This is a genomic window from Acidilobus aceticus, from assembly GCF_055392325.1.
Window position 1 is genome coordinate 1211324 of sequence record NZ_AP042407.1, and the last position, 16114, is coordinate 1227437.

Here is a 16114-nt window from a genome sequence, read left to right on the forward strand (position 1 = left end):
AGAGACTACTACGTACCCTCAAGGGCTGCAAATCGTGAATTAAAATAAAATAAAAAATGAATACATCAAAAGCTTTAAAACTAGCTCGTCTTGATGAGAACCAAGGGCCCATTGTTGATGTCGGCGGGCGAGGAGTCAAACGTTGTAGTAGTTGGCGATAAGGAGACATTACCTCTTTTCAGGATGATAGGTATGGATGTGGTTGAAGCTAACGACCAGCGAAGCGCCGAGGAGGCGGTCAGGCAGGCAGCCTCAAAGGGCACAAGACTTATCATAGTGCTTAAACACTTGGTATCTGACGAGGATTCTTTAAGGAAAGTGGCGCGGCAGTACGACGCAACTCTACTTGTGCTTCCAACTAAGTGGGCCAAGTCAGAGCCTATTAATATAGAAAAGCTGCTGGCTGAAGCCCTTGGTTTAGGGTGAGCAAAGTGAGCATGAGCGGGAACCCAGACAAGGTGGCGACTGACATCGTCAAAAAGAAGTTAGCTAGCTTCAACTCAATGCTAAGCGAGGCGGAAGGCGCCGCGGAGAAGCTGCTCTTAAGCGCCTATAGCGATGCTGAGAGGAGGCTCAGGAACTCCATAGAGGCTAAGGCCACGGAGCTTAAAGAGAGGCTCAGGAGCGACATGGCTGCCGCAGACCTTCAAGTTAAGCTTAAGGAGGACGAGATAAAGGACAGGGCGATAAGCGAGGTAATAAATGAAGCCATATCAAGGCTGAGGTCAGACAGGGGCGAGTGGTACACCAGGTACATAAAGTCTGTAATAGAGGAGCTTGCCGAGGAGTCCAAGGAATATGGCGGCTTTATCATACAGGTTAACAATGATGACAGGAAGCTGGTCTCTGACATGATAAAGGCTTACCCTACCCTTGAGCTTTCTGAGAAAACAGCGGACATAACGGGCGGCCTTATAGCTATCTCCAAGGATGGCAGTTTAAGGGTGGACTACTCTATTGATCAGTTTATAAAGGAGAACTTCTCGTCTTTGAGGGGGCTGGCCTCAAGGGCATTATTCGGAAGTGAGTGACAATGGTGGTAAGGGGAAGGATATACAGGATATCAGGGCCGCTAGTTATAGCTGAGGGCATGACAGGGGCTCAGATGTTTGAGGTGGTCAGGGTTGGCGAGGAGGGCCTCATAGGTGAGGTCACGAGGATTAGGGGCGACATGGCCTATATACAGGTCTATGAGTCAACTAGCGGCCTCAGGCCCGGCGAGCCCGTGGAGGGAACTGGGGCCCCGCTGAGCGTAGACCTGGGTCCTGGACTTATTGGCAGCATATTCGACGGCGTCCAGAGGCCGCTTCCGAGCATAGTAGCGACAATAGCTAGGACTAACCCCGCGAGGAGCATATTCGTCGAGAGGGGGGTCACCGTACCCCCAATACCAAGGGACAAGAAGTGGCACTTCACACCATCAGATAGAGTTAAGCCTGGCGACAAGGTTGGCCCAGGCGACATAATAGGCGTAGTGGAGGAGACGCAGATAATCCAGCACAAGATACTGGTACCTCCTAACGTTGAGGGGACGGTGAAGTGGATAGCTGGCGAGGGCGACTACACAATAGTAGACCCCATAGCTGAGATTGACGTTGGTGGTGGCGAGATAAAGCAGCTGTACCTATACCAGAGGTGGCCAGTGAGACAGCCAAGGCCCTACGTGCAGAAGCTCGAGCCGACGGAGCCCCTCATAACTGGGATGAGGATCATAGACCTCCTGTTCCCCATGGCTAAGGGAGGCACCGGCATGATACCTGGCGGCTTCGGCACTGGGAAGACAGTGACTCTGCATAACCTAGCGCAGTGGTCATCAGCTAACGTCATAATATATATAGGGTGCGGCGAGAGGGGCAACGAGATGACCGAGGTCCTTGACAAGTTCCCAACATACAAGGACCCATGGACCGGCAGGCCGCTCATGGAGAGGAGCATCCTGGTGGCTAACACGAGCAACATGCCCGTGGCGGCCAGGGAGGCAAGCATTTACGTGGGTATAACAATGGGCGAGTACTACCGTGACATGGGATATGACGTGCTCCTCGTAGCCGACTCCACCAGCAGGTGGGCCGAGGCCCTGAGGGAGATGGCCGGAAGGCTAGAGGAGATGCCGGCAGAGGAGGGCTACCCGAGCTACCTCGCCTCAAGGCTGGCAGAATTCTACGAGAGGGCAGGAAGGGTCAGAACCCTGGGAGAACCCAGCAGGTTTGGCAGCGTCACAGTCATAGGCGCTGTCAGCCCGCCGGGCGGCGACTTCACGGAGCCGGTTACAACGCACACCAGGAGGTTCACCAAGGTGTTCTGGGCCCTTGACACGGCCCTGGCCTACAGCAGGCACTACCCGGCGATCAACTGGATAACGAGCTACAGCGCGTACTCTGACACAGTTGCCGAGTGGTGGCACAAGAACGTGGATCCGCGCTGGAGCGAGTACAGGCAGGAGGTGATGAACATACTGATAAGGGAAAACGAGCTCAGGGAGATAGTTAGGCTCATCGGAACTGAGGGCCTCAGCGAGCAGGACAAGCTAATACTTGAAACCGCCAGGCTCATAAAGGAGGGCCTGCTGAAGCAGAACGCCTTTGACCCCATAGACACGTTCACGACGGTGCAAAAACAGATGGCGCTGATGCGGATGTTCGTTGAGTTCTACAGGGCTGCCAGCGACGCAGTGAGGAGGAACGTGCCCGTGAATAAGATAAAGGACTCGCTTGGCAGGATGTACAGCTACATGATGAGGGCCAGGTTCACGATACCAAATGATAAGATAGATGAAATAGACAAGATGACGCGGGACATAGTTAACATTATAAATAACATTGGAGGTGGCCAGGCATGAGCGTCCTGGGGGCCAGAGAGTATAGTAAGATCTCCGAGATCAGGGGTCCCCTGCTCATAGTGGAGGGCGTCAGCAGGGTAGCCTTTGATGAGATAGTTGAAGTTGAGCTCAGCAGCGGCGAGAGGCGCAGGGGCAGGGTGCTTGAAGTAGCTGGCAACACAGCTGTGGTTCAGGTCTTCGAGGGAACGACCGGCATCTCAACCACGGGGGCCAGGGTCAGGTTCCTGGGCAGAACCCTTGAGATGCCCGTGTCGGCCGACATGCTTGGCAGGACCTTCGACGCGCTTGGGAAGCCCATAGACGGAGGCCCAGACATAATAGCTGAGGAGAAGTATGACATTAATGGTTCGCCTATAAACCCGGCGGTCAGGGCCTACCCCGAGGACTTCATCCAGACGGGCGTAAGCGCCATAGACGGCATGAACACGCTTGTGAGGGGTCAGAAGCTTCCTATATTCAGCGGCACTGGCCTGCCCCACAACGAGCTTGCAGCGCAGATAGCCAGGCAGGCCACGGTAAGGGGCGAGGAAGAGGAGTTCAGCGTGGTCTTCGCCGCCATAGGCATAAAGTACGACGACTACATGTTCTTCAGGAAGTTCTTCGAAGAGACTGGCGCTATGAAGAGGGTGGCAATGTTCGTCAACTTGGCTGACGAGCCAGCGATGCTGAGGCTAGTGACGCCGAGGGCCGCGCTGACGCTCGCTGAGTACTTAGCCTATGAAAACGACATGCACGTCCTGGTGATACTGACTGACATGACTAACTACGCGGAGGCCCTTAGGGAGATCAGCGCGGCAAGGGAGGAGGTGCCGGGCAGGCAGGGCTACCCCGGCTACATGTACAGCGACCTGGCCAGCATCTACGAGAGGGCAGGCAGGGTTCACGGCAGGAAGGGAAGTATAACTCAGATGCCCATACTTACCATGCCTAATGACGACATCACGCACCCCATACCTGACCTAACCGGCTACATAACTGAGGGTCAGATAGTTCTGAGCAGGGACCTCTACAACAGAGGCATATACCCGCCGATCAACGTGCTCATGAGCCTCTCGAGGCTGATGAAGGAGGGCATAGGCGCCGGCAAGACGAGGGAGGACCACGCCCAGGTCAGCGATCAGCTCTACGCCGCCTACAGCAGGGGAGTGGAGCTCAGGAGCCTGGCGGCCGTGATAGGCGAGGAGAGCCTCAGCGAGACGGAGAGGAAGTTCCTGAGGTTCGCCGACCTCTTCGAGAAGAAGTTCCTGTCTCAGGGCCTTAGGGAGAACCGCTCAATAGAGCAGACTTTAGACATAGCGTGGGAGATACTGGCTGAGCTGCCAGAGGATGAGCTGACTAACATTAGGGAAGAGATGATAAAGAAGTACCACCCCAAGTACAGGTCGCAGGGGGCCTCTTAAACAGATAAAAAGTTCTACGTACCCTAGCATATAGCCCATTATTTTACTAGCTTTATTATTTGACACTAACTTCAGCCGACCAGCGTGCCCAGGTCCTCCTGGTTTAGTAGGATCCTTTGTATAACCTCTGGGTCCCTCCCATCCACGAACCTCACCTTTATGTGACTTCTCCTGACAACGCTCACGGCTACAGAGTCAAAGAGCTCATAGGTGCCGGCCAGGCTCCTTTTGTCTCTTACGATGTTCTCAAGCTCATCGTATGTGGCAGCCCTCAGCAACCTTGCCCCAGGCTCCCCTGGGGCGCCGCCGGCGTAGACCCCTGCCACGCCGTTAAGCAGATTTAGCAGCAGGTCCGCGCCTATGGTTTCAGCTAGGACCGCCGCGACCGCGTTAGTGCTGTGGCCTGGCTGAAGGCCCCCGAGGACAGGTATGAGGCCCTCCTCGAACACAGTGAGAGCCTCCCTGACGTTCCTTGGTATCTCTATGGGCGAGTATGGGTAAAGCGCTGAGGCGACGGCCATTGCATTCAGGACGGCAGACTCTATGCCTACCTCGTCAAGTATGGACTCAGGAACGCCAAGTTCCCTAAGCGCTGTTATATAGGATCTGGCCGTGGCCCCTCCGCCCACCACTATGCCTAACCTCCACCCAGAGCTCCTGGCCCGCTCAACAGAATCCCTGAGGCGCCTTAGATATAGGGGCGAGGGAGGGCTTACTAAAGATCCGCTGAGCTTCACTACAGCTACCTTCCGCTCACTCATGTTATCAGCCTCAGCCGCCTAGCCCCGTTCACCTCTCACCGCTTTTAACCTACATCATCGGCAGAATTCTGCGGTTACATCAAGGCTAAAAGCTCACGCGTCCCCCGCTACCTTGGTGCCTAAGTTGGCGTCTGTGACCCTCGAGGTTGACATGGGCAAGTACAAGAGCGTGAAGGTGCCCTTAGACGTCGCTGAGAAGCTCATAGTGGACGTCAGCAAGAGGCTGAACATAGAGTCTAAGGACGTTATGGAGTCTCTCAGGATAGTGAGGAACTTCGACGAGTTTTACGAGTTTCAACAGAAGAAGTTCAAGGACTACGTGGTGCCAGATAAGGACATAAGCGACATGATAAAGGGCGCTGTCGTTGTGGACAGCCTGAAGCTAATAAAGGAGGGGTCCTCTAAAGAAGTAGTCGTTACGTTTGACAGGAGGATCAATGAGAGCGTCATAATTGACTCGCTGAGGTCGCTGGGCTTTGATGTAGAGGTCAAGAGGTTTGACCTAATGCAGTTCCTCAAGGCCAAGTAGTGCCGGTAGATACGAAAGAAAAAGGGGGTCCTTCCGCCCGAACTTTAAAGGCCTCAGGAGCTGGCTCCCGGCTCCTTTTGCGACTCACTCTCTCCCCTGCTCTTTGAACCCTTTCTCCTCTTCCGCGTTGAGGATTTCTTAGCGATCGACTTGGACCTTGAACCCCTCCTCCGCCTCTTCTTTACGCTCTCGCCGACCTTCTTGAGGGCGTCCTCGACCTTCTCAAGGTAAAGGGCCTTAGCTTCGTCTACGGTTATCTTGCCCTCCTCCGCCTCCTCCAGTATGTCAAATGCATCAAGCATTATTTGTAGAAGCTCTGGGCTGCTGACCTTGTACTCTAAGGTCTCTGCCTCCTCACTGGTCTTCTCACTCTCAGCCTCGCTGCTCTCCTCAGTGGTGACCTCTTCGGTTTCCTTAGACTCCTCCTGGTCCTCGCTCACGGGGCCCCTCCTCAGCGATTTGGTTAAGTGCTGAAGCGTGAGTTAAAAATTTAAAACAACATAACAAATGTTAGAAAGAGCAGGTGCCTCTGATGCCTGAGCAAGTCAAGCTGCACCCGACTAGTAAGGAGGAGATAGTCATTGGGCCTCCTTACCTTACAAAGTACGAGAGGGCTAAGATCATAGGGCTAAGGGCCCTTCAACTTGACAGCGGCGCTCTACCCCTGGTGGATGTTGATAAGATTAACGTAAGGAGGGACTCAGTGGAAATAGCGGCCTACGAGCTGGACCATGGACTTCTTCCGATATCTATCGTGAGATACACGCCCTCGGGAGCTGTTCAGATAATACCTGTTAAGCTCCTACTGCAGGATCAATAGTCTCAGACCTAAAGCGAGCGGAAAGCTCCTTAAGCGCAGGCAGGTACATGGAACAGCTGCCTTCATTTATGCTGCGCCCTGAGGCCGTCAACTACAGGGTTTCCGCTAAGTCATAGAGTCAAGCTATCGAACTTGTCGACATAGAGCAAATACAGTAAACGGGCAGCAACGCTTTTAAATAGTTAAAGGCAGGTAAAAGAAGGTTTGGTGGCACAGCATGGTCAAGGCGCCTAAGGGCTACAGGCACAGGACAAGGAAGCTCTTAACCAAGGACGTGCGTGAGAAGGGCGCAATACCAAGGGCCAGCGTTATGTTTTATCCATATAAAGTAGGCGACAAGGTAGCCATAAAGATAGATCCGTCGTTCCACAAAGGCATGCCCCATAGGCGCTACCACGGGCTTACAGGTACTATAGTCGGCGTCAGAGGTAGGGCCTACGTGGTCTCTGTTCCTGTGGGCGACAGCGTGAAGACTATAATAACATACGCTGCTCACCTCAGGCCCCTTAAGGCCTGAGGGAGGTGCCCCTTAACCATGTTAAGGAGGATAGAGAGCAGGAGGTACCTGACTTACGCTGAAGCGCGCAAGATCCTTGAAGATAGGATCGCCGAAAGCGGCGGTGCTCTAAACCCGACACAGGATAGGACGTGGCAGTACCTCAAGCTGTTTGGAACTACAGACCCAGCAGCGGCCAGGGAGGCGGTAGACTCATTGGTCAAGGAGGGCCTAGATGAGTACCTCGCTGTGCAGCTTGTCAATATGTGCCCCAACGAGGACGGCTATATAAATGCAATACTTAGCTCTAAGGAAGGTCTTGAAATAAAAGAGGAGCTCTTAGCTAAGGTTAAGGAAACGCTCTCCAAGGTGTGCACTCAGTCGCCCTCAAAGTAAGTGTTGGCCTATAGATAAGTCATAGGTCTACCCAGCTATGACTTGGGTCAAGTCCTAACGGCTCCATATAAGGATAAAGTGGAAGCCATTAACGGCCGCTCTTACCTTAGAGGGCTCCTTATCTCCTTTTCTTCCCATCTTGAGCCCTTAACTTAATGTAGGGTAGCGAGGTTGCGCTCTAGCAGGGACTGCAACATACCGCAGTACTATGACGTTATAATAGCTGAGAAGCCTAAGGCAGCTGACAAAATTGCTCATGCGCTCGGGAGCCCGTTCAGATGCGCCATAGGCAGGGTTCCCATTTACATACTTAATGTAAACGGCACTAACATAGTCGTAGTTTCAAGCGCAGGGCACATGTTTGGACCGTCAACTGGCGTTGAGGGCCTTCCAGTTACCATGATAAGGTGGGAGCCTCTCTGGCGCTTTGACAGGAGGTCGAAGTACCTGAGGCCCTATTATGAGGTCCTCTCCAGGCTTGTGCCCAAGGCTAGGTATTTCATAAATGCATGCGACTATGACATAGAGGGAAGCACGATAGGCTACAAGATAATAGAGGCCTTCGGTGACAAGTCAAGGGCAAAGAGGATGAAGTTCTCTAGTCTGACCGCAGCGGAGCTCAGGCAGGCCTTCAGGAGGCTTCAGCCGCTTGACGTTAACAACGCCATGGCAGGCATAGCTAGGGCGGAGCTTGACTGGCTCTGGGGCATAAACATCTCAAGGCTATTGATGAAATCTTATAGGGAAGTGACGGGGGAAAGGCTTTCCCTTAGCGCAGGTCGCGTGCAGACCCCAACTCTAGCGGAGGCTATAAGGAGGTGGGTCAAAATAAACACGCACGTGCCTATTCCTCAGCCCTCGCTGACAGCAAGGCTGCTTCACAAGGGTGTAGAGTTCACGGCATACCCGCTGGGCTGGTCCGTTAGCACGGTGAAGGAGGCCAGGGAGGTCGCTAAGGAAGTAAAGGAGGGCATGTACATGGAGGTGATATCACTTAGCAGGGCCTCGGAGAGCGTCAGGCCGCCGCCTCCCTTTAACCTGACGGACCTGCAGAAGGAGGCCGCGAGGATCTATGGCCTCTCCCCATATAAGACGCAGGAGGTGGCAGAGGACCTTTACCTGGCTGCCCTGATAAGCTACCCGAGGACCAACAGCGAGAAGCTGCCCCCCACGCTTAACTACAGGGAAGTACTTGACAGCATAGGCAGGCAGCCCAAGTACAGGGGGCTCGTGGGGGACCTGCTTAGGGAGACAGGAGGGGTTCTGAGGCCGCGGGAGGGACCTGCTGACGACCCTGCGCACCCGGCCATATATCCCACCGGTGAGCAGCCTACGCGGCTTGACAGAGTTCATGAGACCGTGTATGACCTTATTGTTAGGAGGTTCATGGCTGCTTTTGCGCCGCCAGCCACGCTCAGCACGGTGTCGGCGGTGCTCACTGATGTCAAGGCAAGGAGGTGGGAGGCTCGGGGACTGAACGTAGCTGAGAGGGGCTGGCTTAAGTATTATCCATTCCACAAATTCGATGAGTCGCAGCTTCCCACGCTTAACAGAGGGGACAGGCCTTTAGTTAGGTCGATAACCGTTAAGGTTTCATGGAGCGGTCCTGGGCTCAGGCTCAGCAGGCTCTCCTTGCTTGAATGGATGGAGGCCAACGACCTGGGCACTAAGGGCACCAGGGCTAGGATCATAGAGACCCTCTATAAGAGGGGCTTCATAACGTCTAGGGGTTCACACGCTGAGATAACGAACCTTGGCTACGCGGTTTACAAGGTGCTCAGCGAGGTGGCGCCCGAGTTGATGAGCGTCTCACTGACAAGGGACTTTGAGAGGATGCTTGATGAAATATCAATGGGGAAGGCAAGCAGAGAAGAGGTGGTGAGCAGAGCCAAGAAATACATATCAGAGCTGGTTGAGAGACAGCTAAACAGTAACAACATAAAGGTGATGGGCACCTACTTGGCTGAGTTCATAGGTAAAGTCAGGCCCAGGAGCAGGTGCGCCATATGTGGAAGGCCGACGGATGGTCAGAGCCTCTGTGAGCTGCATCTAGCGGCCAAGAGCAACCTGGAGAAGAGCATAGATGAGGTTGCCAGAAGGCTTGGAGTTAGCAAGGAGGAGGCCCTCAGGAGAATTTCCAACAACAGGTTGGCAGGCAAATGGGTTAGGGACGTGGCCGCACTAATGATATCAGGGAAGGAGAGGCCCTAGGGCTGTTGCGACGAGGGATGGAACATGAGCGAGAGCCCGCCTATGTAAGGTATCACCAGGGGGTGCTGGCCGCCTATAACCACTCCCTTAACATAAAAATACGGAGTCCCGCCGACCTCATAGCCATTTATGTCAACAGTGCCGCATATCGACGGGTAACCCGGGTCAGGGAACGGGTTGTTGTCGCCCTTGGTGACAAAGCACAGTATTCCATTATGATAGTACTTGTAGATGACCCTGTGAATTATGAGCGCGTCGTTAAGATATATGCCGTAAAAGTTACCTGTAAACTTGTATACCACTACGTCACCAACCCTTATGTCCACAGGATTAACTTTCTCTATGAACACTACGTCGCCGGTCTGAAGGGTTGGCAACATGCTCCTGCCGTCAACTACGACGGCCTGAAGGCCATATGCCACATGCCAGTATGCTATAAGCGACGTTAACGCTACTATAACTACGATAAGGGCAACAAGCCCTAAGGGAGCGGCTTCCAGGCCTTCTCGTCTAGCCTTGGGGCTCTGGGACATGACAGCTCATAGGGAGCTTACTTCAGAGCCCTTAAAATTGTTTGTTAGTGACGCAACTAGCACTTAGCTTTTCAGTAGTGTCGTGCGCGCAAGGTCCTCGCGAGCTTCTATGTAAGGTAAGGCGCAGCCAGCGTGCGCAGCCACGCTCATGGAGATACAAAAGGACTAGAGATGGAAACTACGAACTGCGATCTGGGCTCAAGAATCGGCTGTCAGATCAGAGGTTGCAGGTCTTACATGTGCTGTTTTCATCAGACTCAACTTCCACAATGTTGCTGTCCTTCTTTATCTTGAAGAGGCCGCCCAACTTCTCGTCGGCTAAGGCCTCCTCAGCATTCATGGATCTCTTTATTAGCGCCATCCTCATGCTTGGCTTCTTGAGCAGCTTCACTGGAACCCTGTTGAGCTCGCGCTGCTGTCCGCCGAAGTAGATGACCTGTACGCCCTTGCTTTCATCCCTGTAGACTGTGACCCCCTTGAGGCCCGTGAGCCACGCGGTTAAGTAGGCCGTTGCCACGGCGTTCACGCTGGCATCCTTGGGCAGGTTCACGGTTTTGCTTATGGCCTGGTCCGTGTAGAGCTGGGCCGCCGCCTGGTGGGCTATGTGGTACCACACGTCGAAGTCCATGCTGGTGGCGAAGAGTTTGGCCAGCTCCTTAATCCTCGATATTAGCTTCTCGGCATCCCAGTTGGCCTTAACTATCTTCCCGTCAACCTCCTGCAGCTGGGCGTCCCTTATGGCCTTCTCAACGTCCTCCAGCGCCCACCTTAGGCTGCCCTTATGCCTTGATATCGCCTCAAGCAGCTTCTCTCCTAGCTCGGCAGGGGCCCCTGCCTCAGCTATAGCAGAGTATAGCCTGTCCCTGAACTCCCTCACAACCTCCCAGAGCTCTCCTATTGTAACTCTCCTGAGGTACACCAGGGCAAAGTATGGCTCTATGCCGCTCGTAGTGCCAGCTATTATAGAGATGGTGCCCGTCGGCGCGGTGGTGTTCACTGCGGTGTGCCTCGGCGCCCTGGCCCCCAGGGACCTGCCGTAATCCTTCAGGGCATTCCAGAGCCTGGCCGGATCATATATGGCCATGGCTAACATATGCCTTGGGCTCGCGGCCAGCTCCTGGGGCCTCATCCTCTCGGCCTCTGAGAGGGTCTCCTCTGTTACGTCGAACACGTCCCTCAGGACCCTCTCCAGGGCCTCAAGCTTCAGCAGCTTCACGGAGCCGTCGGCGGAGACCCTCCTCGCGCTTTCGCCCTCCAGCTGGCTCATTATGTAATCGCTGAGCTTCACATCATGGTATTTAACGGTCAGGTAGCCATCCCTTATGCTCGCCACCTCAGCGGCCTTCAGCAGCGCTGGAGTCAGCAGGTTCACCATCTCCTCTGGGTCGGCCTTCTCCACGCACTTCAGCTCCTTCCAGTCGAACTTCCTGCATTCAAACGCTGGGGCGTGGCCTAGCCTAGAGCCGAGCTCCCAGCTCCTCTTCCAGGCCTCGGCCTCTATCATTGCCATAGCTATCATGGTGAACGCCACTGCCTCCTCGCTGTCATACGGAATGTTGAGCTTAGCCAGGGCGTTAGCAAGTCCCATTATTCCAAGGCCTACCTTCCTTGTGAACTTGTTGACTAAGTCCTGCCTCTGGTCCGGCTGCCTGTTGTAATCTATTACTGCGTCAAGGCCATCAACGGCTAGGTCTACGTCCTTGGCGAAGGAGTCCAGGTCAAACTTGCCGTCCCTGATGTACTTGTCAAGGCTGAGGGACCCCAGGTTACAGCTCTCATAGGGGTACAGCGGCTCCTCGCCGCACGGGTTGGTGGCCGCCACGGCCCCAAGCCATGGAGTTGGGACCCACTTGTTGTGGTTGTCAAGGAATATCATGCCTGGGTCTCCGCCCTCCCAGGCACCCCTTACAATCTCCTCCCACAGCCTCCTGGCAGGGTAGTGCCAGCCGTGCGGGTTTCTCCTTGAAGTGTCCATGTCCTTAGGTATCCTTGACTTTGCCCTCTCAACGACTTCCTCAAACACGTTCATGTAGGGGGTCTCTATCCTGCTTTCCCTGAGCACCCTTAGGGCCCTTCCCTCGCCCGTGGCCCTAGAGACTGAGTAGTGCAGCCTGTAGATTCCATCACCCTCATCACTGTACCTTGGGTTTACCATCCACCACTCCTGGCCGTTTATGACAGCCTCCATGAACGCGTCGTGCGTTCCGACGCTTATGTTGAAGTTAGTCAGGAAGGCATCCTGCATGGGCGCCCTCTTGGCCTGTATGAAGCCGGCCTCCTCAGGGCTCTGCCAGCCTGAGGTTAGCCTTGTCAGCGCCTCGAGGGCCGTTTTATCAACCTCATAGTAACCGTCCTTCTCAAGCTGCTCTAAGGTCTTTCTGTACTGTTCTAGTATCGCGCTCACCTGCGGGGGCAGCGTGGAGGCCAGGGCTTTCCAGGGGTCGTAGTCCGGGTTGTAGAGGTCGGGGTGCCAGTCGTGCAGGATGCCCATGTTAGCCCCCCTCCTCTTGCCTCCCTGCTTGACTACATCGGTTGAGACGTCGTAGAGCCTCATGAAGCTCAGGGGGCCGCTGGCCACGCCGCTGGTCCCCGCCACCACGTCACCCCTTGGCCTCAGCTCCGAGAAGCTGAAGCCCTCGCCGCCGCCGTACTTGAACGTCATGACCTGGACGGTGAGGCCGTCCATAATGCCCCTCATGTCGTCATACACGGGGGTCACGTAACAGGCGCTCAGTGCGCCCTTTGCGCCGTCAGCGTACATGTTGAAGAGCGTCGGCGAGTTAAACATGAACCTGCCCTCTATCATAGCCCTGTAGAGGGAGTCGGGGTCAACCCTTCCGCTGAAGCCCAGGGCCACCCTCCTCATTACCATCGAGGGGGTCTCTATGTACCTCCCCCTCAGGTCCTTGGTCATGTACCTGCTCATGAGGACCCTGATGGCGTTGTAGGTAAACTTCATGTCGTCTTCACATATGCTATTTACGCACGCAGGAAGCTCGGAGACCTTGCCGCCGTTAGGGGCACGCCCGCTGTAGGCCTGCCTGACCTCTGAGTATATGTCTAACAGCAGCAGCTTCTTAGCCTCATCCTCAAGCTCAGGCCTTGTCAGCGAGGCCCTTATGAGCTCCAGCTGCTTTGCATCGCTGCTCATTGTATCTTCACCTCAGCGTGCTAGCAACAGATGTGTGTGAGCGGAGGCTCTTCTGTAGCTGCCATTGCGTGGGAGGAACCTCGATTTCGGCAGGACTATATTTTGCAAGAAACTGCAAAGTTCTCGCTGCTTTAGGGCCAAGTCATAGTTGATGTTGTAATAGGGACTTCGGTATGACCTGTAGGCATCAGCGGTAGTACCATATACCGTGTTACTAAGGCGTTTGGGCTGCATTGCTAGAGCCCCGGTCATATATTTAGGGCAACAATCTTTAGGCTGGGTATAACCTGACTATTCACACGGCCCGCCGAATATCTATAACTTCCGCTGAAACTTAAAGCCTGTGCGGCCAGCCTTGGAGCCCTCAGGAACCTGCAGCGTCTGCGGCGTCAGGCAGGCGAGGTACTACAGGGCTTCCAGTGGCGAAAAGTTATGCGACAGGTGCCTCTTCAGGCTCCTTGAGAGGTCGATGGCCAGAGCCCTCAGCAGGGCAGCCGCCAGGGAGGACAGCAGGTTTGCCGTGCCTATAACTTCGTTTTCGCCGTCAAGCTCCATGCTCGCAGCTAAGGTATTAGCGCACGTGGAGCGCAAGTTTAAGTCTAAGGTATACGTGCTTCTGCCCAGCTTTTACCGCGGGCTCGAGGGCCTCCTTGAGGGCCTGCCTCAGCCGGCTGAAGTGGTTGACGTTACCGTCGACCCGCCTCCTCCTGGGAGCTCAGGAATAATTTCATGCATTAGGTACGACAGGTCATGGTCGCTTAGGGCTTCGGAGCAGCTGGGCGTTGATATAATTGTCATGCCGCTGGCCAGGACCACATCAACGCTGGTGCTCCTCGAGTCGCTCATGACGGATGGAGGGATAGGGCGCACGGAGTCCTTGGAGGTGCTCAGCGTAAACAAGGTTAAGGTTGTAAACGCCTTTTACAGGCTTGAGGATGAGGCTGTGAGGGCTGCAGAGTTCCTGGAAGGGTTTAGCGAGGCGCGGCCAGCCTGCAGGGCAACGATTACGGTTAAAGGCATTTACCTTTCAGTGGCTGGGAGGCCAGAGCTAGACCACAGCTCTGAAGAGCTTGTAGAGCACCTAGCGGCCTCCGTTACGTCAACGTGCCCAGTCTGCGGCGGCGCCTCAGAGGGGGGCATGTGCAGGTACTGCAAGGCTATGGGACTTGAGAGCCTGAGGGTAACTGTTGGTCCCCGGCCCCTTGGGCCCGGCCCTGGCTATTAAGGAGCTTCTGCAGGATCTCCCTCTCAGACCTGCTCAGGTGCAGGACCAGCGCGTAGCCCTGCTTAGGGGCGAGGCTGGGGGGCTTCACGTCATCATCAAGCACTACGTAGCCGGCCGACGCTATCTCCTCTATGAGCCTCGGGTGAAGCCTCGTTGCCAGGGACTCGAGGACCTTCTCGAGCCCGATGTGCTTCTTAATTTCACCTTCGCTGAGCTCAGCGCCGCAGACCATGCAGGTGAGGTCAGGGGTCACGGCCCTGAACCCGCACCTGGGGCACTCAACAGGCGTTGGGTTACCGTACTGGGACCAGAGGGACCTAAGGCTGTCAATTATGTCGTCAGCCTTCAGCCTTAGGGCTTCCCTGTACAGGTAAGGGGCTGCCCTGCCAGCCATCTCGGGCGCATAGGCCACTATGAACTCCAACTGCTCCCTGGTCAGGTGCTGTCCCTTCGAGAGCAGCGATGCCGACACCGCCTTAAGTACGTTATCCTTCATGGCCACTATCCTCTTCATGGCAGCCTCCTCGGTTAACTTGGAAGACCTGGACTCAGCCAGGGAGCTTACAATTGAGTATACAAGGTCCTTTATGTCAGCCGGTTGCAGGCCTATCAGGTCAAGCCCTAAGGCCGGTATCAGCCTTGAGGAGAGGGACTCGGCAATCGCCTTCACGTCCTCCTCGCTGGTGCCCCTCTTGACAGCCGAAGACCTGCGCTTTCTCTGAGCGGCAGCGGCGGCGTCCTGGGGCTCCTCTGCGCGCTGTTTTCTTCTGCCCCTGGGCAAGTTCCACATCCACCATGTCTGGTTCTAGGAAAGGTAATAGGGCTAGCAGTTCCGTGGTCTTGCCGTCGCGGTTTAAGCTTCAGGCGTTTAGGCCGCCGTCAACACTGTACAGGCAAGCGAGCAGAGTTGAGCCAGGAGGGCTACGACCCCCTTCAGAGGGCTGAGGCCGTCAGGAGGCTGGTTACGAGGGAGGTTAACGGCGTGGAGCAGAGGCTATACTATAGGTTCAGGGCTGATAGGTGGTATGGCGGCATAGCCACCGGTGACGTCATAGGCTGCGACCTCTCGTGCGGCTTCTGTTGGAGCTGGCGCTTCAGGGACAACATATCCCTTGGTAAATTTATGACGCCTCAGCAGGCCTTCAACGCCATATACTCAATAGCCAAGTCCAAGGGCTTCACGCAGGTCAGGTTGAGCGGCGCGGAGCCCACCATAAGCAGGAGGCACCTGCTCGACCTAATAGAGCTCTTTGACGAGAGGGGGATAACCTTCGTACTTGAGACCAACGGCCTCCTAATAGGAAACGACCCCTCATACGCCAAGGACCTCGCAGCTCACCCAAACGTCGTGGTCAGGGTGTCGTTCAAGGGAACCAACGCGGAGGAGTTCCACAGGCTCACGGGGGCCAGGGCTGAGTTCTTTGAGCTTCAGTTCAGGGCCATTGAGAGCCTGGTCTCGGCGGGCCTGGAGCCCGGCAGGGAGGTCTACGCGGCCGCCATGATAGGCTTCAGCGACGACAACTCCATAAGGGACTTCGTGAGGAGGCTAGCCTCAATAGATGAGAGGCTCGCTGACGTGGACTGGGAGTACGTCATACTTTACAGGCACGTTGAGGAGCAGCTCAGGAGGCTGGGGCTAAGGCCGAGGAGGGCTGTTACCCCAGACAACATACCCGTGAGCATGATATGAACCTCCGCTGCTCGACAATACGGAAGCGTGAATAGGGGCGAGGCCACTGTAATACAAGAGGGC

General features: G+C 55.2%; 16 protein-coding genes. 11 read left to right on the forward strand and 5 right to left on the reverse strand.

The annotated features are described in order from the left end of the window. Positions 1-93 precede the first annotated feature (93 nt). From ACZ5OO_RS06360 to ACZ5OO_RS06375, 4 genes are read left to right on the forward strand one after another with little or no spacing between them, the layout of a single operon-like run. Positions 94-426, forward strand: a complete 333-nt coding sequence (locus tag ACZ5OO_RS06360) for a V-type ATP synthase subunit F (RefSeq protein ID WP_464078054.1) — start codon at positions 94-96, stop codon at positions 424-426. Beyond that, positions 423-1031, forward strand: a complete 609-nt coding sequence (locus tag ACZ5OO_RS06365) for a V-type ATP synthase subunit E (protein ID WP_048812739.1) — start codon at positions 423-425, stop codon at positions 1029-1031. The genes ACZ5OO_RS06360 and ACZ5OO_RS06365 overlap by 4 nt, the downstream gene beginning before the upstream one ends. Positions 1032-1036: 5 nt before the next feature. Next, on the forward strand, positions 1037-2839 hold the full coding sequence (locus tag ACZ5OO_RS06370; protein WP_148217247.1) for a V-type ATP synthase subunit A: 1803 nt from the start codon (positions 1037-1039) through the stop codon (positions 2837-2839). Then, positions 2836-4239: an ATP synthase subunit B gene (locus ACZ5OO_RS06375; RefSeq protein ID WP_013266339.1), complete on the forward strand. Its 1404-nt coding sequence runs from the start codon at positions 2836-2838 to the stop codon at positions 4237-4239. The genes ACZ5OO_RS06370 and ACZ5OO_RS06375 overlap by 4 nt, the downstream gene beginning before the upstream one ends. A gap of 71 nt (positions 4240-4310) precedes the next feature. On the opposite strand, the gene pyrH is transcribed toward ACZ5OO_RS06375, so the two are convergent. Beyond that, complete coding sequence (pyrH, locus tag ACZ5OO_RS06380; protein WP_013266340.1) at positions 4311-5000, reverse strand: UMP kinase; 690 nt, start codon at positions 4998-5000, stop codon at positions 4311-4313. A 115-nt stretch (positions 5001-5115) separates the two neighbouring features. Between pyrH and ACZ5OO_RS06385 the strand changes: the two genes are divergently transcribed. Further along, the gene (locus ACZ5OO_RS06385) at positions 5116-5529 is read left to right on the forward strand and encodes a hypothetical protein (RefSeq protein WP_464078055.1); all 414 of its coding nucleotides are present in this window, start codon (positions 5116-5118) and stop codon (positions 5527-5529) included. Positions 5530-5582: 53 nt separating this feature from the next. Here ACZ5OO_RS06385 and ACZ5OO_RS06390 read toward each other — a convergent pair whose 3' ends face one another. After that, entirely contained in the window at positions 5583-5969 is a 387-nt protein-coding gene (locus ACZ5OO_RS06390; RefSeq protein WP_013266342.1) for a hypothetical protein, read from the reverse strand. Positions 5970-6061: 92 nt separating this feature from the next. Here ACZ5OO_RS06390 and ACZ5OO_RS06395 point away from each other — a divergent pair, with 92 nt between their 5' ends. From ACZ5OO_RS06395 to ACZ5OO_RS06410, 4 genes are all read left to right on the forward strand, one after another. After that, positions 6062-6349, forward strand: a complete 288-nt coding sequence (locus ACZ5OO_RS06395) for a DNA-directed RNA polymerase subunit K (RefSeq protein ID WP_013266343.1) — start codon at positions 6062-6064, stop codon at positions 6347-6349. 217 nt (positions 6350-6566) lie between these two features. Beyond that, on the forward strand, positions 6567-6866 hold the full coding sequence (locus tag ACZ5OO_RS06400; RefSeq protein ID WP_013266345.1) for a 50S ribosomal protein L21e: 300 nt from the start codon (positions 6567-6569) through the stop codon (positions 6864-6866). An 18-nt stretch (positions 6867-6884) separates the two neighbouring features. Next, the gene (locus tag ACZ5OO_RS06405) at positions 6885-7241 is read left to right on the forward strand and encodes a DNA-directed RNA polymerase subunit F (RefSeq protein ID WP_013266346.1); all 357 of its coding nucleotides are present in this window, start codon (positions 6885-6887) and stop codon (positions 7239-7241) included. Between the two features lie 171 nt (positions 7242-7412). Continuing rightward, on the forward strand, positions 7413-9452 hold the full coding sequence (locus ACZ5OO_RS06410) for a DNA topoisomerase I (RefSeq protein ID WP_013266347.1): 2040 nt from the start codon (positions 7413-7415) through the stop codon (positions 9450-9452). Here ACZ5OO_RS06410 and ACZ5OO_RS06415 read toward each other — a convergent pair. Together ACZ5OO_RS06415 and ACZ5OO_RS06420 are read right to left on the reverse strand one after the other, a co-directional pair. Next, positions 9449-9985, reverse strand: a complete 537-nt coding sequence (locus ACZ5OO_RS06415) for a signal peptidase I (RefSeq protein ID WP_013266348.1) — start codon at positions 9983-9985, stop codon at positions 9449-9451. The genes ACZ5OO_RS06410 and ACZ5OO_RS06415 overlap by 4 nt on opposite strands. Positions 9986-10202: 217 nt before the next feature. Then, a complete protein-coding gene (locus ACZ5OO_RS06420) occupies positions 10203-13136 on the reverse strand; it encodes an adenosylcobalamin-dependent ribonucleoside-diphosphate reductase (protein ID WP_464078056.1) in 2934 nt (977 codons plus the stop codon). Between the two features lie 355 nt (positions 13137-13491). Here ACZ5OO_RS06420 and ACZ5OO_RS06425 point away from each other — a divergent pair, with 355 nt between their 5' ends. Then, positions 13492-14361 carry a hypothetical protein gene (locus tag ACZ5OO_RS06425; protein ID WP_048812740.1) on the forward strand — a complete coding sequence of 290 codons (870 nt, stop codon included), beginning with the start codon at positions 13492-13494 and terminating at the stop codon, positions 14359-14361. Here the strand turns inward: ACZ5OO_RS06425 and ACZ5OO_RS06430 are convergent. After that, complete coding sequence (locus ACZ5OO_RS06430; protein ID WP_013266351.1) at positions 14294-15151, reverse strand: hypothetical protein; 858 nt, start codon at positions 15149-15151, stop codon at positions 14294-14296. The genes ACZ5OO_RS06425 and ACZ5OO_RS06430 overlap by 68 nt on opposite strands. A 117-nt stretch (positions 15152-15268) precedes the next feature. Here ACZ5OO_RS06430 and ACZ5OO_RS06435 point away from each other — a divergent pair, with 117 nt between their 5' ends. Next, entirely contained in the window at positions 15269-16051 is a 783-nt protein-coding gene (locus ACZ5OO_RS06435; RefSeq protein WP_013266352.1) for a radical SAM protein, read from the forward strand. Positions 16052-16114: the final 63 nt, after the last annotated feature.

What these genes read in the sequence shown, in the direction of transcription:
- ACZ5OO_RS06375 (WP_013266339.1), top strand. Translation starts at nt 2,836, where the DNA reads ATGAGCGTCCTGGGGGCCAGAGAGTATAGTAAGATCTCCGAGATCAGG.
- pyrH (WP_013266340.1), bottom strand. Translation starts at nt 5,000, where the DNA reads ATGAGTGAGCGGAAGGTAGCTGTAGTGAAGCTCAGCGGATCTTTAGTA.
- ACZ5OO_RS06430 (WP_013266351.1), bottom strand. Translation starts at nt 15,151, where the DNA reads ATGTGGAACTTGCCCAGGGGCAGAAGAAAACAGCGCGCAGAGGAGCCC.
- ACZ5OO_RS06420 (WP_464078056.1), bottom strand. Translation starts at nt 13,136, where the DNA reads ATGAGCAGCGATGCAAAGCAGCTGGAGCTCATAAGGGCCTCGCTGACA.
- ACZ5OO_RS06360 (WP_464078054.1), top strand. Translation starts at nt 94, where the DNA reads ATGAGAACCAAGGGCCCATTGTTGATGTCGGCGGGCGAGGAGTCAAAC.
- ACZ5OO_RS06405 (WP_013266346.1), top strand. Translation starts at nt 6,885, where the DNA reads ATGTTAAGGAGGATAGAGAGCAGGAGGTACCTGACTTACGCTGAAGCG.
- ACZ5OO_RS06400 (WP_013266345.1), top strand. Translation starts at nt 6,567, where the DNA reads ATGGTCAAGGCGCCTAAGGGCTACAGGCACAGGACAAGGAAGCTCTTA.
- ACZ5OO_RS06395 (WP_013266343.1), top strand. Translation starts at nt 6,062, where the DNA reads ATGCCTGAGCAAGTCAAGCTGCACCCGACTAGTAAGGAGGAGATAGTC.
- ACZ5OO_RS06415 (WP_013266348.1), bottom strand. Translation starts at nt 9,985, where the DNA reads ATGTCCCAGAGCCCCAAGGCTAGACGAGAAGGCCTGGAAGCCGCTCCC.